The sequence below is a fragment of the Flavobacterium supellecticarium genome, from assembly GCF_004801375.1.
Classification (GTDB): Bacteria; Bacteroidota; Bacteroidia; order Flavobacteriales; family Flavobacteriaceae; genus Flavobacterium; species Flavobacterium supellecticarium.
In genome coordinates this window covers 97,394-112,970 of the sequence record NZ_SSNZ01000007.1, presented here as the reverse complement: position 1 = coordinate 112,970, position 15,577 = coordinate 97,394, and the positions used below count along the sequence as shown (strand labels likewise).

15 protein-coding genes are annotated in these 15,577 nt (G+C 40.2%); 13 read left to right on the top strand and 2 right to left on the bottom strand.

Annotated elements, in window-relative coordinates:
• Window position 1: 1 nt before the first annotated feature.
• The 4 genes from E6C50_RS13815 to E6C50_RS13800 are packed head-to-tail and all read left to right on the top strand — an operon-like array spanning window position 2 to window position 4,682.
• Entirely contained in the window at window positions 2-1,333 is a 1,332-nt protein-coding gene (locus E6C50_RS13815; RefSeq protein WP_230979011.1) for a B12-binding domain-containing radical SAM protein, read from the top strand.
• Window positions 1,334-1,335: 2 nt separating this feature from the next.
• Window positions 1,336-2,841 carry a hypothetical protein gene (locus E6C50_RS13810; protein WP_136403815.1) on the top strand — a complete coding sequence of 502 codons (1,506 nt, stop codon included), beginning with the start codon at window positions 1,336-1,338 and terminating at the stop codon, window positions 2,839-2,841.
• Complete coding sequence (locus E6C50_RS13805; RefSeq protein ID WP_136403814.1) at window positions 2,816-3,934, top strand: hypothetical protein; 1,119 nt, start codon at window positions 2,816-2,818, stop codon at window positions 3,932-3,934. The genes E6C50_RS13810 and E6C50_RS13805 overlap by 26 nt, the downstream gene beginning before the upstream one ends.
• A 1-nt stretch (window position 3,935) precedes the next feature.
• A complete protein-coding gene (locus tag E6C50_RS13800; RefSeq protein ID WP_136403871.1) occupies window positions 3,936-4,682 on the top strand; it encodes a glycosyltransferase family 2 protein in 747 nt (248 codons plus the stop codon).
• Between the two features lie 67 nt (window positions 4,683-4,749).
• Here E6C50_RS13800 and E6C50_RS13795 read toward each other — a convergent pair whose 3' ends face one another.
• Window positions 4,750-5,190, bottom strand: a complete 441-nt coding sequence (locus tag E6C50_RS13795) for a hypothetical protein (protein WP_136403813.1) — start codon at window positions 5,188-5,190, stop codon at window positions 4,750-4,752.
• Between the two features lie 11 nt (window positions 5,191-5,201).
• Window positions 5,202-6,056, bottom strand: a complete 855-nt coding sequence (locus E6C50_RS13790) for a hypothetical protein (RefSeq protein WP_136403812.1) — start codon at window positions 6,054-6,056, stop codon at window positions 5,202-5,204.
• Between the two features lie 336 nt (window positions 6,057-6,392).
• On the opposite strand from E6C50_RS13790, the gene E6C50_RS13785 reads away from it, so the two are divergent.
• From E6C50_RS13785 to tsf, 9 genes are all read left to right on the top strand, one after another.
• On the top strand, window positions 6,393-7,949 hold the full coding sequence (locus tag E6C50_RS13785) for a glycosyltransferase family 87 protein (protein ID WP_168732824.1): 1,557 nt from the start codon (window positions 6,393-6,395) through the stop codon (window positions 7,947-7,949).
• On the top strand, window positions 7,946-9,109 hold the full coding sequence (locus E6C50_RS13780; protein WP_136403810.1) for an MATE family efflux transporter: 1,164 nt from the start codon (window positions 7,946-7,948) through the stop codon (window positions 9,107-9,109). Before E6C50_RS13785 ends, E6C50_RS13780 begins: the two co-directional genes overlap by 4 nt.
• Before the next feature lies 1 nt (window position 9,110).
• On the top strand, window positions 9,111-10,634 hold the full coding sequence (locus E6C50_RS13775) for a B12-binding domain-containing radical SAM protein (RefSeq protein ID WP_136403809.1): 1,524 nt from the start codon (window positions 9,111-9,113) through the stop codon (window positions 10,632-10,634).
• Window positions 10,634-11,296: a methyltransferase gene (locus E6C50_RS13770; RefSeq protein ID WP_136403808.1), complete on the top strand. Its 663-nt coding sequence runs from the start codon at window positions 10,634-10,636 to the stop codon at window positions 11,294-11,296. The genes E6C50_RS13775 and E6C50_RS13770 overlap by 1 nt, the downstream gene beginning before the upstream one ends.
• A gap of 50 nt (window positions 11,297-11,346) precedes the next feature.
• Complete coding sequence (locus E6C50_RS13765; protein ID WP_136403807.1) at window positions 11,347-12,657, top strand: serine hydrolase domain-containing protein; 1,311 nt, start codon at window positions 11,347-11,349, stop codon at window positions 12,655-12,657.
• Window positions 12,658-12,876: 219 nt separating this feature from the next.
• Complete coding sequence (rplM, locus tag E6C50_RS13760) at window positions 12,877-13,332, top strand: 50S ribosomal protein L13 (protein ID WP_136403806.1); 456 nt, start codon at window positions 12,877-12,879, stop codon at window positions 13,330-13,332.
• Window positions 13,332-13,718, top strand: coding sequence for a 30S ribosomal protein S9 (gene rpsI, locus E6C50_RS13755; RefSeq protein WP_136403805.1), 387 nt, complete (start codon window positions 13,332-13,334; stop codon window positions 13,716-13,718). Before rplM ends, rpsI begins: the two co-directional genes overlap by 1 nt.
• A gap of 153 nt (window positions 13,719-13,871) precedes the next feature.
• A complete protein-coding gene (rpsB, locus tag E6C50_RS13750) occupies window positions 13,872-14,639 on the top strand; it encodes a 30S ribosomal protein S2 (RefSeq protein ID WP_136403804.1) in 768 nt (255 codons plus the stop codon).
• Between the two features lie 105 nt (window positions 14,640-14,744).
• The gene (tsf, locus tag E6C50_RS13745) at window positions 14,745-15,569 is read left to right on the top strand and encodes a translation elongation factor Ts (protein ID WP_136403803.1); all 825 of its coding nucleotides are present in this window, start codon (window positions 14,745-14,747) and stop codon (window positions 15,567-15,569) included.
• The last annotated feature ends 8 nt before the right edge of the window (window positions 15,570-15,577 follow it).

Below are 15,577 nucleotides of genomic sequence, written 5' to 3'. Positions count from 1 at the left end.
CATGAAGCCCTACCCACCATTGGGATTGCTTTATATTTCGGGTTATTTGCTGGAACGGAATATTCCGAATTCGGTTTACGACAGTACGTTTTATTCCCAACCCGAACAACTGGACTATATCATCGGCATGCAACCGGATGTCATCGCGATCTACACCAACCTGATGACCAAAGTTGAGGTAATTCGATTGATTCGGGTTCTGAAAACGGACTACCGTTACGGTTTTCCTAAAATTATTTTAGGCGGCCCGGATGTGACGTATAACTGCGAAAATTACCTCAATGCCGGTGCCGATTTTCTGATCATAGGCGAAGGCGAAGAAACCACTTACCAATTGTATCAGGCCATTATGGAACAATCGGATTATACGGCTGTTGATGGTATCGCCTTTTTCGACAACGGTCAGTTGATCAAAACGAAAGCCCGAACCAAATTCCGGGAACTGGACGAACTGCCATTACCCAATCGAAAAGCGGTTCCGATCGAAAAATATTTACAAACCTGGAAAACGAATCACGGGAAAAGCTCGATGACGATTTCCACACAACGCGGCTGCCCGTATACCTGTAAGTGGTGTAGCACGGCTGTGTATGGTCAGAGTTACCGCAGACGACCGGCGCAACAGGTGGCTGCCGAAATGCGCCTTTTAAAAGACCAATACAACCCGGACACCCTCTGGTTTGTAGACGACGTATTTACCGTGAGCCACAAATGGCTGACGGAATTTCATAAAGAAGTACTCGCTCAGGATGCCAAAGTTCCGTTCGAATGCATCACCCGGGCCGAACGCCTTAACGATGCCATTCTGCAACTTTTAAAAGAAGCCGGATGTTACCGGATCTGGATTGGTGCCGAAAGCGGTTCCCAGAAAATCATTGACCTGATGGATCGCCGTGTCGATGTATCGGTTGTCAAACAGGCTATTCAAAAAACCAATGCTCTTGGTATCGAAACCGGAACGTTTATCATGGTAGGCTATCCCGGTGAAACCGAAGACGACATTCACCAGACAATTCAATACCTCAAAGAAGCCAACCCTACGGAATATACCATTACGGTAGCCTATCCGATTAAAGGGACTTCTTTGTATGATGAGGTGGAAAGCCGCATCACCGTACAACCCGATTGGGAAACCTCAACGGACCGTCAGATTGATTTCAAAAGAACCTATTCGCGTAAATTTTACGATTATGCCGTGAGTAAAGTCGTAAACGAAGTGGAATTTTACCGGGAGCTGATTAAAACCGAAAACCGGAATCCGATCAAAATACTGAAATTAAAAACCAAATCCATTTTGGCCAGTGGCCTGATGCGGATTAGTAAACAGTTATAGCGATGAACCAATCGGCCGAAAAGAAATACTTCATTTTTATTACCCTGCTTTATTTTACAATAAGCCTGCTGGGTATTTTACATCATGAACTTTGGCTGGACGAAGCACATCACTGGTTATTGGCGCTGGATAGCAATTCTTTTTCGGAACTGTTTTACAACATGCGCCACGAAGGTCATCCAATGCTGTGGAACATCCTATTGTTTTTACTCACCCGAATCACAGACAATCCCTTTGGGATGCAACTCCTACATATTGTATTGTCCACACTAACAGTTAGCATTTTCCTTCGGAAATCACCTTTTTCGATACTTTTCAAAGTACTGTTCGTCTTTGGTTATTTTATGCTGTTCGAATACAACCTCATCAGTCGGAATTATATATTGGGTTTATTATTTTTATTTCTGGCGTTGGGACTATACCGCCAACGGAAAGAAAAATTCCTGCTTTATGTCTTTTGGTTGGTATTGGCCGCCAATATTCACCTGATGTTTACGGTAGTCAGTCTGGCACTACTCTTATTATTCACTATTGAAAACAAGAAAAACCTACTTCGTTATACCAGTGGCTATCTCGTTTTTGCGGCAGGCCTTTTTCTGCTGGTCGTACAATTATTCCCCGCTATCGATAGTATCTTTTTAAACCGAACACAGGATATTCCGCTATACGAACGCTTTACCAAAGGCTTTATCTCACTCTTTAAAGGATTGGTAACGATACCCGATTTCCGAACGATTCATTTTTGGAATTCCAATTTGGTGGTTAATTATAGTAAACCGGTGGCTGCCGTAATCGGATTGTTATTATATGCCCTTCCGCTATTGCTATTTTACAAACGGAAAGCCACTTTACTGTTTACGTATACCGCCTTGTTTGGCGTACAGTGTTTTTTCTTTATCACCCAACTGGGCGCTACGCGATTCGACGGTATCAACTATATTATATTGATCACTGCTTTATGGATTGATCATTATCACGTATATCGTATCCGGAACAACATCAATCGGGATTTTGCGCGGAGAACCGCTCTTTATTTACTACTATTATTACAATTCAGTAGCGGACTAATTGCCTATATGTACGACTATTGGAAACCCTTTTCGTCCGGAAAACAGGTAGCCGCTTTTCTGACGCAACATCGTTTATCAAATATGGAAACGGTTACCCTTTTTTGCGAAGGAACCATTATTGCCCCTTATCTGGACAAGCGTCCGTTTTTCCTATGCACCAATCGGAATCAGGGACTTTGCAATTGGGAACAAAACTGTAATACTGCTATAACCGATAGTCAGCTCATCGCATTACTGGCAACGCATAGCGAACAAAACAGCGATTTTATTTTTATTACCGCCCGAAATATCACCCAAAACCCGGAAAATACGATTAGCCTAAAAGAACTAACGCATTTGTCGCCTTGTATTGTCCGAAACACGAATTATTATATCTACCGCGTTACGCGCATTATTACCAAACCAATCCCGCATGAAAAAACTATTGCTCGTTTTTAGTCTGTTACTTGTCGCCTGCGCGAACGATTCCTATTCCGATCTGATCGAAAAGGGAGACGATTCACTTGTGCTACGATGGAATAAGGCCTATGCCGACGATGACATCCACAAATCGCTGATCGGATTAAAATGGGCTTTATCGTATATCGGTGCGAAGTTACCATCCGATTTATCCGGTGTTTATAGCAATGGTGATCGGATTTATGTCGACAGTAAGGCCATTGGATTATCGGAAAATGCACAGGTGCTACTAAACCGTTTGCATCAAAAGATCAAAAATTCCCAGGAATACCAACAACAGCAAACAATCGATTTGGGTCGGTATGTTACGTTGTTGCTCGGTGCTTCCGAACATTATTATGCGTTAACCGGCGTACCCGAACAACTGGATGTACTGATGAGCCGTTACACCTTACAACCCGAAAAAGGCTATGTGGACAATTCGGGCGTGTCGTTGGAACATCGCATCATACGGTTTTCCGAACAAAACGGATTAAACCAGCTCTTTTTATCGACCGAGATCAATCCGACCAATGGAGCGGTAACCGAATACGAAACCATCGAATTATTAGACAACGGTCAGCTTCGCTTTGGAATATTCGACGCCAACGGAATCCGGAAAAACAGTGCCGATCCGACGCATTCCAATGCCGGAAAACCCGCCAAATGCATGTGGTGTCACGAATCGGCCATACAACCCTTATTCTCCGTTCAGAACGATCATAACGGTTTTCTACCATATACCGATTTCCGCGACCGTCTTTTGGATTTCCGAACTTCGCATAACACCTTAAAAAATAACCTTCCAATAGGTGTCGATTTTTCGCAAACGCAACAGCACACCCTAACGGAACTGCTTTATATTTCCTTTATGGAACCCTCGGCCGAACGTTTAAGTCGGGAATGGAATCTTCCGTTAGCCGAAGTTCAAAACCGCCTGGCCGGACTACCGACGCATACCTACGATGAGTTTCCGTTTCTGGGAAATCTGTATCATCGCAAAGATGTCGAATCGCTGGCACCCTTTCAGGGATTAAGCGTTTCAGATCATGTACGGGAATCCTCACAAACCGAAGTCAACCACCTTAACTGATATGGTATACAATCAAAAAATAGTAGTCGTACTTCCGGCTTATAATGCCGGTAAAACCATAGAAAAGACCTATAACGAAATTCCTTTCGATATGGTCGATGCTGTTATTCTAACCGATGATTTTAGCAAAGACGATACGATTCGGATTGCCCGCGAATTGGGTATCGAACATATCATTGCGCATGATCGCAACAAAGGTTACGGCGCCAATCAGAAAAGCTGTTATCAAAAAGCATTGGAATTGAACGCCGATATTATTATCATGTTGCATCCGGATTATCAATATACGCCGAAACTGATTCCATCGATGGTCCATCTTGTCGTAAGCGATTTGTATGATGTAGTTTTGGGTTCCCGGATATTGGGCAAAGGCGCCTTAAAAAACGGTATGCCGGTTTACAAATATATCGCCAACCGTATGCTGACGCTATTTCAAAATCTGATGATGAACCAAAAATTATCGGAATACCATACCGGTTACCGTTGTTTTAAAGCGTCTGTTTTACAACAGATCGACTTTAAAAACAACTCCGACGATTTTGTTTTCGACAACGAGATACTGGCGCAGTTTTGCTACCACAATGCCCGGATTGGCGAAGTCTCCTGTCCGACGCATTATTTTGAAGATGCTTCTTCGATTAACCTGCAACGCAGTATTGTGTACGGATTGGGTGTTTTACGCGTATCATTGAGCTATGCCCTGCAAAAAACCAGGTTGTTTCATTTTGCATTATTTTCGAGACAATGAAAAAATGGTTTAAAAATACATCGTTTGGCATTCGCGTGCCACATCACGCAACAATCGGGTTCAAACGTTACCCTTCAAAATCCCAGTCCCAAAATTCATCCCATCGGATTACTTCAAAATTTTGATTGCTAAAAGCTTCAATTGCAGCATCCAGATCATAACCGGGAGCAAAACCATACCGTGACTCTACGTAGAAATCATCCGTATCAAGGTCGGTCATTATCTTAAAAACGCGGGAAAAAGAGGGTGTTTTCGCTTTTCCCACATATTCGTTCCAAATGGTTTTAAGGATTGCAAAACCGGTATCAAAATCTTCATCACTTATTGGTTTTTCATCTTCAAATTTTGGCCCTTTATCTTTGAATGATCGGTCATAGATATAGAAAGGGGAATCACAAATCGTTTGGGACAAGTTCGAAACCGACATCCCATACGTTTTAAAGAATTCGGATATATGAAACACCAATACTGCGGGTTTTTCGGTGTGCTGTAGTAGATTTTCGTTCATATCTATTTTTGTTAAGCGCCAAATCTCACGGCTTTCGCGCTGTCATTTACGTTGAATTCGCTTGCTCCCAAAGTCAATAAGTCAGGGATTTTATACCCTGATTCCGAGTACCCGCCATTGGAAAAAGAAATGACACTATAATAGTCATCGCCTCTGGGCACAAGTATTCCGAATGTTTTTATCCCGTTTCGACCTAAAGCGAAAACAGTTTTGAACAGCAACTCCTCGAGAGTGGATTTGTTAAGATCGGCTCCGGAAAGTTTAGTCGAACGTCGGTACGATTTTTCAGTGTAGATCGGAATAAAGACTTCCTTCGGCCACAAACTATCGGTATTTTTCAACGTTTCTGATTTTACCAAAATCCATCCGCCGCTATTCTCATAATCGTCCGAGAAGTCCGACATCTCATTAGACGGATCAATCGGCGCACGGTCGACAAATTCAACTGCAGCAGGATAAGCCGAACTTCTCCAATTCGATTTTGTGTTTAGATGTTGCATCCACAAAGGACTCGCGAAATGAACTGTTATCGTTGCACTGGCAGTGTCGGTTTCACCACGCCAATAGGCTTCTTTTCCATTATTCTTGATTTCCGTCTCCCCGGATGTTCGCACTGCATTGAGTTCACATTTTGTGATGTAGCCTTTTACATTCTCCTGAAGCCAATGGTTATCAAAGAGGCAGTTCATGTCGAAACTTTTCGCAATCGGCGAATCACCCAAAGCCGCATCCCGGATCAGGCGAATCGCAAAGGCCAGATTGTTACTAAAATACATCGCGTCCGGATGAATCGTGTCTATATCTAAAATCGCTATTTTGTTTGCGACATCAATCGATTTTACTTTTACATCGTATAAATAGGCCATATCTCAATTAGGATTTAAAGGTCAAAGACCAAAACTGCAGGTTTCTCAGTGTCTTGTCGTTAATTTTCGAAATACAATACCAATTCTAAAACCTGCAACTAAAAAAGTGTTATTTTTCTTTCAAATTTCGAATGGAAAAATACTACTTTATTCTTATAAAACTTTAAAAAACAGCATAAATACAAGTCGTTTTTTGCAGTTTAACATTAAAGAGAATATTTTTTAAATAACTAACAACCTGTTTAACAGGTCACATTATTAGTTGTGTACAGATTAAGGGTTTTCGCGTATCTTTGAACTAAGTCCTGAAAAAACAGGCTGTTTATGTTCCGGATTATGAAAAAACTGTTCGAAACCTATTATCCTTTGCTTCCGATAATTGCACTGTGTGGTTTTTACCTCTATCAGGCGAGTGGTTTTGTTTTGCATGATTTTGCAAATTATTATTTTGGTGGTTATTTTCTTTCGGAAGGTCATTTTACATCCGATTTGTATTTCCCGGCTATTTTTAATGAACAGATCACCGCATTAGGCTATACTTCCATTTTTACCAGTTTCGCACCCAACACGCCTTTTTTAGCACTGTTCTTTTATCCGTTTCACCTTCTTGATCCGTACACGGCTAAAATTATATTCAATCTGATCAGCAGTGTGCTGTTTCTTTATAGTCTGAGGCGAATTTTCCAGTACTATTCCATCCAGCCGATCTATCTGGTTTTGGTGCCGTTTCTCTTTTTTATTCCGATCAAAAACAATCTGTTGTTCGGACAATTGTATTTTTTGCTTTTCTTCTTGTTAGCCGAAGGCTGGCTGGCGTACGAAAAAAAGCAGTTTTTCCGGATGAGTCTGTTTTGGGGTATTGCCATTCTTTTAAAAATATTCCCCGTACTATTGATCTTATTTTTACTCTTTCAAAAAAAATTTAAAGCCGCTCTATATCTGATCGGAGTTTGCGCAGGTTTGGCATTACTGTCGGTTATCATAAGCGGATTTGAAATCTGGGTTTTCTTTTTAAAAGACGTATTTCCAAAAGCTTCCAATGGTGAAATCGCTACCGCTTTTGTTGACAATTACCAGTCGTTTTATATGTTTACCAAACGACTATTACTTTTCGATCCGATCGAAAATCCAAATCCGTTATGGAACAGTCCGCTATTTTTTCAAATCGTATGGATTACTTTTAAACTGAGTCTGCTCTATATCGGATTTTTCGTTTCCCAAAACCACGACAAACTGTTTGCTTTTTCCTTTTGGATTATCGCAGCCATACTGCTTTCGCCCTACGGAAGTACCTATACTTTTATTGTATTGCTATTTCCTTTTATCTTTCTGGCTAAAAAACGTATTCCATCGGGTACAAAAATCACAGTATTCGTATTATTATTCATTATTTGTAATGTACCGCTATCGTTATTCCTAACAAAAGTATTCCCGATTTCCTATATCCGACTGGGATTTGTTTTGTTCTTTTTTCTGCTGTTTCTATTTCCGGAGCGAAAAAGAATTTCCCGGAAAAGAATACTATTACTTCCGATAATCACCCTACCGATTGGCTTTATCGGTTCTTATTCCCAACCGACTGAAAACAGCAAAGCGTTACTTCCAAAAGACAGTCCGATACTGATTTATGATTATACGGTTTCCGGCAACGAACTCCGTTATTTTTATCGTGATGAAAACGGAACCCATTCGGCGGTTATTTCACTTCCCGAGGTAAAAATAGCCGAAGCGGTTATCCAAAACAACCAGATTTTTCACAACGAAAAACAACAAACCCTCGGTAAAGACCATAAACAAAAAGCCATCGTATTAAAAAACAAAACGATCCTGTACTTATCGGATTATGGCCGTGGTATCGGATTTTATACGTTACGAAAAAACAGTATCCATTGAAAGCAAACTATTATAACCGGATCGTCCATATTTCGAGCAATACGCTACGCCAAATCATCGTATCGGCCTTTGGTATGGCTATTCCATTTTTGGTGATTCATTTTGCGCAAAAAGAAATCTGGGGTGCTTTTGTTTCGATTTTGTTGTATACCTTGTTCGCTACTCAAGTGATCAACTGGGGAAATAAAGAATATGTCTTGCGACTGTTTAGTATGCTTCCGAATAAAATCAAAAAGAATTACAGCCGAATACTGTTTACCCGTTTGCCGTTGGTTTTTCTGTTTTCGATTGGAAGCCTCTGTTTTTTTCCGGTTACCTATACATTTTACATTTTTATATGGTTATTGGGACGCTATTTCAATCATTCGACCGAGGCATTGGTCATTTACGAAAAGAAATTCAACGCCTCCATCACAATCGAAGTCATTAGTTTTTTGGTATTCCTGTTTCCTTTTTATTGGCTAAAAGACGATTTTGGGATTTATTCGTTGTTGGTTAATTACAGTTTTTACCAGTTTATCCGCGGCACCGGTTATTTTGTATTGTTTCAAAAATACCTATCTTCCGGGAATATCAAAATGGACTTTTCCTATTACAAACAGGCTTTTCCATTCTTTTTATTGTCGGTTTTGGGCTTTTTTACTTCAAAAATCGACTTATATATCATCGACTATTTCGAAAACCGAACCATTGTTGCCAATTATCAGGTACTCAATAGTCTGCTGGTTTTTGCCATGTCGGTTGCAGCATTTATTTATACCCCGTTTACTAAAAACATATACCGGAATACCACATCGGTTGTGCGTCAGATTCAAAAACAACTAAGCTTGCTGGGATTATTCCTGGTCCCAATCGGCTTATTGATCATCCATTTGATCACGATGTACTACCTAAAAACCAGCCTTTCCATTTGGTTTTACACGATTGCTTTCCTATATGTATACCCTTCGTTTATTTATGGTATCAAAATTGTGGAACTCTTTCGGAATCATCAGGAAAAAGCCGTTATAAAAATTTTACTCACCGGAACGTTGATCAATGCTATACTATCAACAATATTAGTATATTTAAACTATGGAATGAGCGGTGCTTTATTGGGTGCCGCCCTGGCACAACTGGTTCAATTAGTACTTACCTCAAAACCCTCGTTATTGCGATAACATGAATACGAACAAGGTTATATTATTCAATCCCCGAAGTGCCAATAGTAAGCACCGGATACCGAATTCCATTTTACAGGTAGGCGCCTCTATTCATGGGCATTACGACTATGTTTTTGTGGACGGCAATCTGGAAACCGATCCGTGGCAAACTATCGAAAACTATCTGGCAACGGGCGAATTCAAATACTTCGGTTCTACGGTGATGCCCGGTCCGCAATTGAAACAGGCCATTCCGTTTACCAAAAAAATAAAAGAACAATTTCCGGAAATCACCACGATTTGGGGCGGTTATTTTGCCTCCAACCAATATAAAGTTGCTTTGGATTCCGGTTATGTGGATTATATTATCAATGGTCCCGGCGACAAAACCTTTCCATCCCTTTTAGCTGCCTTGGAAAACAACGAGCCCAAAACCATCGTTTTAATCAAAAACCTGATTTATAAAAAAGCGGACGGTACGATAACCAAAACCGCAACCGAAGCCTTACTGGATCAGGATACGTTACCTAAGTTCCCGTATGAATACCTGAATCAGTTTTATCCGGTACGAAATTATCTGGCGAAAACCTTTATGGGATCGAAAACGCTTTCCTATCATTCCAGTATGGGTTGTCCGTTTAGCTGTTCGTTTTGTGCCGTTGTACCGATTTACAATGCGCGTTGGAAAGGCATGTCGGCCGCACGGATTTACGAAGATGTACGCTATTTTAAAGACACTTATAATATCGATGCAATCGAATTTCACGACAATAACTTTTTCACGTCGAAAAAGAGAGTGTTGGAATTTTCGGAACTCATTTTAAACGACAATATCAGTTATTGGGGCGAAGGCCGTATTGACACCATTAATATGTACACGGACGATGAACTCCGACTCATGCGCAAAGCCGGTTGCAAAATGATCTTTTTAGGTGCCGAAACCGGAAACGATGCCATTTTAAAACAAATGAACAAAGGCGGTACGCAATCCGGTCAAATGATCAAGGATTTCGTATTACGAATGAAGAATGTCGACATTGTTCCGGAGTTATCGTTTGTATTGGGTATGCCGGCTGCGACCGAAAAAGAAGTATACGATCAGATTTTATGGGATATTAACTTTATCCGCGAAATCAAAACGATCAACCCAAAATCCGAAATTATCATTTATCTGTATAGTCCGGTTCCAACCGAAGGATCGGAACTGTACCAGCAAATTCTGGATGCCGGTTTTTCATTTCCTACACAACTGGAAGACTGGATTTCGCCTAGCTGGGAAAACTTCGACCTGCGAAAAAACCCGATTACGCCGTGGTTAAAACCCTATATGATCGATACGATAAAAAACTTCGAAACGGTTTTAAACGGCTATTATCCTACGGTTTCCGATTTCCGGATCAGAGGATTTAAAAAAACACTATTACAAACCCTGTCGGGATTGCGTTATAAAACCGGAATTTACCAGTATCCTTATGAGATCAAGGCTTTGCATAAACTCTGGCGCTACCGCCAACCTGAAATCGAAGGTTTTTATTCGGAATAATGAGAAAACTGATCCAACGCATCATAAGTCCGTTTTTGCAAAAAGCCAGTTCGATCTATTTGTCGAAACCGCGGAACTATCGCTATAAAAACATTCGTGTTCGTGTAGAACCGGGTGTGTTTCCGCCTTTTATTACGATCAGCACCAAACTGCTGTTAGAATTTATCGAGCCGCTTCCGTTGCAAAACAAAACCTTCCTCGAACTGGGTTGTGGTTGTGGTATCATTTCCATACTGGCCGCCCAAAAAGGCGCACAGGTGACGGCTTCTGACATTAACAAAACGGCACTCGAAGCACTCCAAAAAAATGCGATCCCCAATCAGGTAACGTTATCTGTCATTTATTCCGATTTGTTTCAGGAATTATCGGATCGGCAATTCGATTATATCGTGATCAATCCTCCTTATTATCCAAAAACGCCTCAAAACACTGCTGAAAGTGCCTGGTTTTGTGGCAAAAACTTCGAGTATTTTGAAAAACTATTCGCACAACTCCCGAAATATCGTACCGAAACCAACAAAATCTATATGATCCTTTCGGAAGATTGTGATTGCGATACCATCCAATCCATCGCCACCCGGAATGCACTTCGGATGCAAGTTGTTCGCACTGCAAAAGTGTTTCAGGAACAGAATTATATTTTTGAAATCGGAAGCCAATAATTTTTGGTAACTTTCGGACGTTATTTATGATAACTAAAAGTCCGTTTTCTATGAAAAAAATAATTGTCGTTTCACTACTACTTCTGTCCTTTTCCATCGTTGCTCAGGAAAAAACGCGTTTCAACAAAATAGACAGTTTGCTAACCTATTTACATGAAAACAACAAATTTATGGGCGCCATAAGTCTGCGGGAAAACGGAAATGTGGTTTTTGAAAAGAATTATGGCTTTGCAGACGTGGAAAACAACATCTCAGCCGATAGCAATACCAAATACCGAATCGGTTCCGTTACCAAAATCTTTACTGCGGCTATCATTTTTCAATTGATTGAAGAAAAAAAACTGACCTTAGACACCAAACTATCCAAGTTTTATTCTGAAATTCCGAATTCCAACACAATTACCATCGGAATGCTGCTCAACCATAAAAGCGGCATCGCCAACTATACCGACAACAGCTTTGATTCCTATAAAACCAAGCCGCAAACCAAACGCGACATGTTAAAACGCATCGCGGCAGCGCAACCGGTTTTCGAACCCGATGCCAAAGCCGAATACAGCAATTCGAATTATCTTTTATTGGGTTATATCATCGAATCGATCACCGGAAAAAACTATGGCGATAATGTTGCCACCCGAATTGCTGGCAAAATTGGTTTAAAAAACACCTATTACCCTAAAAAGAGCGTACCGGGTAAAGACGAGGCCTTTTCCTATTCTTTCGCCGGTAACAAATGGAAAAAAACGCCATCCTGGGATTTAAGCGTGGCCAATGCCGCCGGTGCCTTAGTATCGACACCATCCGATCTGACCGATTTTATCAACGCCCTTTTTACCGGAAAAATTGTCAAACCCACTTCACTGGCACAAATGACCGCTATGGAAAACGGATACGGCAAAGGATTGTTACAATTTCCATTTAGCGACAAACGCTTTTTAGGTCATAACGGAATAATTGAAGATTTCCGATCGGTTGTTGCGTATCATCCGAGCGATAAAATGGCGATTTCGCTTATTGTAAATGGAAACAATTATAACGAAAACGAGCTTTTAATCGGTATCTTAAGTATTTATTATAAAATCCCGTATCGCTTTCCGAATCTGAAATCCGTAGCAGTTGATCCGAAGCTTTTAAAAAGCTACGAAGGTCTGTATAGTTCCAAGCAGATTCCGTTGCAGCTAACAATCCGGGTAGAAAACGGCCAATTACAAGGTCAGGCCACCGGACAAAATTCGTTTCCGCTAAATGCTTTAAGCCCAACGGAATTTATTTTTGATCCGGCCGGCATTGAAATCACCTTTAAAGACAAAGGATTACTTTTAAAACAAGGCGACAACAAGCTAACTTTCACCAAAGAATAGCATCAAAACCGGCATTTAACTGGATAGCTATTTCCGGATCCGGTTAAAAAAAGCGTCCGAATCGACAACGATCCTCTTAAATCGTTATAAAATGACTGATAACCCAACTGATTATCAATCGATAAAATATTATTCAACAGACATTTGTATTTAAAATAAATATTTGTACTTTTGCAACCCCTTTATTGGGGATGGAATGTTTAATTAAAATAAATTATTGTGAACAATTTAAGCTACAAGACAGTATCAGCTAACAAGGCAACTGCTCAAAAAGAGTGGATCGTTGTAGATGCTGAAGGTCATAACTTAGGTCGTTTTGCTTCAAAAGTAGCCATGCTATTAAGAGGTAAATACAAGCCAAGTTATACACCGCACGTGGACTGTGGAGATAACGTGATTGTTATCAACGCAGAAAAAATCAACCTAACAGGTAACAAACTTGAGGATAAAACGTATATCCGTCACACAGGTTACCCAGGTGGTCAAAGAAGTTTATCTGCTAAAGTAATGCAACAAAAAAACCCTGCATTATTAGTAGAGAAAGCTGTAAAAGGAATGTTGCCTAAAAACAAATTAGGAGCACAATTATTCCGCAATTTAAATGTATATGTAGGTACTGAGCACAAACATGATGCACAACAACCTAAAACCGTTAACTTAAACGATCTAAAGTAATGGGAGTTATTCACAAAATCGGTAGAAGAAAAACCGCTGTTGCTCGTGTATATGTTACAGAAGGAACTGGAAACATCACGGTAAACAAAAGAGAATTTACAACTTACTTCCCAACGGCTACATTACAGTACAAAGTGATGCAACCATTAGCAATGACTGAAAACGCTGCTAATTTTGACATCAAAGTAAATGTATACGGTGGAGGAACAACTGGTCAGGCAGAAGCTGTACGTATGGCAATCGCAAGAGCTATGTGTGAAGTAGAAGCTGAGAACAGAGCGATCTTAAAACCAGAAGGATTACTAACAAGAGATCCTCGTATGGTTGAGCGTAAGAAATTCGGTCAGAAGAAAGCTCGTAAGAGATTCCAATTCTCGAAACGTTAATATTTATTTATTATTAAAAAAACTAAGTTTTTGTTGCTCTCCTGCTGAGGTAGGAATTAGTTTAGCATCTAAATGGCGAAGACCAGAGTGTTAGTTCACTAACCCATCGCTACTTCACCATTGCTAATACAACAGAACGTAAACTATTACAAAATGGCAAACAAAGTAGAAGTTAAAGAATTACTAGAAGCAGGTGTTCACTTCGGACACATGACTAGAAAATGGGATCCAAACATGGCTCCTTACATCTATATGGAGCGTAATGGTATTCACATTATCAACCTATATAAAACGGCAGCTAAAATCGAAGAGGCTAATGAGGCTTTGAAAAAAATCGCTGCATCTGGTAGAAAAGTACTTTTCGTAGCTACCAAAAAACAAGCAAAAGATATCGTTGCAGAAAAAGCTGCAGCAGCAAACATGCCGTACATCACTGAAAGATGGCCAGGTGGTATGTTGACTAACTTCGTAACGATCCGTAAAGCTGTTAAGAAAATGGCTTCTATCGACAAAATGAAGAAAGACGGTACTTTTATGACATTATCTAAAAAAGAACGTTTACAGGTAGATCGTCTTCGTGCAAAACTTGAGAAAAACTTAGGTTCTATTGCCGATATGACCCGATTACCAGCTGCGTTGTTTGTAGTGGATATCAAAGCGGAACACATCGCTGTAAAAGAAGCACAAAAATTAAACATTCCAGTTTTTGCTATGGTAGATACCAACTCTGACCCACGTCAGGTTGATTATGTTATCCCGGCTAACGATGATGCTTCAAAATCAATCGACAAAGTTTTATCTTTAGTAAGTGGTGCTATCATTGAAGGACTTTCTGACAGAAAATCTGACAAAGAAGAGCAACCAGCTGGAGAAGTAGCAGCTGCTCAAACAGAAGCTACAACGACTTCAACTGAAGAATAAAAATAACATTATGATAAAGTCGTTATGCTGGTGGATGCTTACTTTTGGGGCGACTATCAACATAACGACTTCATTTTTTTAACCTAAAAATAAAACACTTTCAAAATGGCAAATATTACTGCTGCAGACGTAAATAAATTAAGACAAATTACCGGTGCCGGTATGATGGATTGTAAAAAAGCTTTAGTTGAAGCTGATGGAGATTTTGATTTAGCAATCGAAAACCTACGTAAAAAAGGTCAGAAAGTTGCTGCTAACCGTTCTGACAGAGAGTCAACTGAAGGAGCTGTTATCGCTGTTGTTAACGCTGACAAAACTGCTGGTGTTGTGATTTCACTTAACTGTGAGACTGACTTCGTAGGTAAAAACGAAGGTTTCGTAAAATTAGCTACAGATTTAGCTAATCAAGCAATCAACTTCGCTACAAAAGAGGAGTTTTTAGCTTCTGACTTCAACGGAATTACTGTTGCTGACAAATTGATCGAGCAAACAGGAGTTATCGGAGAGAAAATCGAAATCGGTTCTTTCGAGCGTTTAGAAGGAGCATTCGTTGGATCTTATATCCACGCTGGAAACAAAATCGCTACATTAGTAGCTTTATCGGCTAACGTTGACGGTGCTGAAGAAGCTTCAAGAAACGTAGCAATGCAAGCGGCTGCTATGGCGCCAATCGCATTAAACGAAGAAGGTGTTGATGCTGCTATCATCGAAAAAGAAATCGAAATCGCTAAAGATTTACTACGTCAGGAAGGAAAACCAGAAGCCATGTTAGACAACATCGCTAAAGGTAAATTAGCACGTTTCTTCAAAGACAACACTTTAGTAAACCAGGATTATATTAAAGAACCAAAAATGAGCGTTACAGAATATGTAAAATCAGTAGACGGATCTTTAACTGTTACAGGTTTCAAAAGAGCTGCTTTAGCATAATAACACTA

Bases quoted from the DNA above. Each gene is read 5' to 3' on its own strand.
- rpsB (WP_136403804.1), top strand. From the start codon at position 13,872: ATGGCAAACAAAGTAGAAGTTAAAGAATTACTAGAAGCAGGTGTTCAC.
- E6C50_RS13800 (WP_136403871.1), top strand. From the start codon at position 3,936: ATGGTATACAATCAAAAAATAGTAGTCGTACTTCCGGCTTATAATGCC.
- E6C50_RS13770 (WP_136403808.1), top strand. From the start codon at position 10,634: ATGAGAAAACTGATCCAACGCATCATAAGTCCGTTTTTGCAAAAAGCC.
- E6C50_RS13810 (WP_136403815.1), top strand. From the start codon at position 1,336: ATGAACCAATCGGCCGAAAAGAAATACTTCATTTTTATTACCCTGCTT.
- E6C50_RS13775 (WP_136403809.1), top strand. From the start codon at position 9,111: ATGAATACGAACAAGGTTATATTATTCAATCCCCGAAGTGCCAATAGT.
- E6C50_RS13785 (WP_168732824.1), top strand. From the start codon at position 6,393: ATGAAAAAACTGTTCGAAACCTATTATCCTTTGCTTCCGATAATTGCA.
- E6C50_RS13795 (WP_136403813.1), bottom strand. From the start codon at position 5,190: ATGAACGAAAATCTACTACAGCACACCGAAAAACCCGCAGTATTGGTG.
- tsf (WP_136403803.1), top strand. From the start codon at position 14,745: ATGGCAAATATTACTGCTGCAGACGTAAATAAATTAAGACAAATTACC.
- rpsI (WP_136403805.1), top strand. From the start codon at position 13,332: ATGGGAGTTATTCACAAAATCGGTAGAAGAAAAACCGCTGTTGCTCGT.
- E6C50_RS13815 (WP_230979011.1), top strand. From the start codon at position 2: ATGAAGCCCTACCCACCATTGGGATTGCTTTATATTTCGGGTTATTTG.
- E6C50_RS13805 (WP_136403814.1), top strand. From the start codon at position 2,816: ATGAAAAAACTATTGCTCGTTTTTAGTCTGTTACTTGTCGCCTGCGCG.
- E6C50_RS13790 (WP_136403812.1), bottom strand. From the start codon at position 6,056: ATGGCCTATTTATACGATGTAAAAGTAAAATCGATTGATGTCGCAAAC.
- E6C50_RS13765 (WP_136403807.1), top strand. From the start codon at position 11,347: ATGAAAAAAATAATTGTCGTTTCACTACTACTTCTGTCCTTTTCCATC.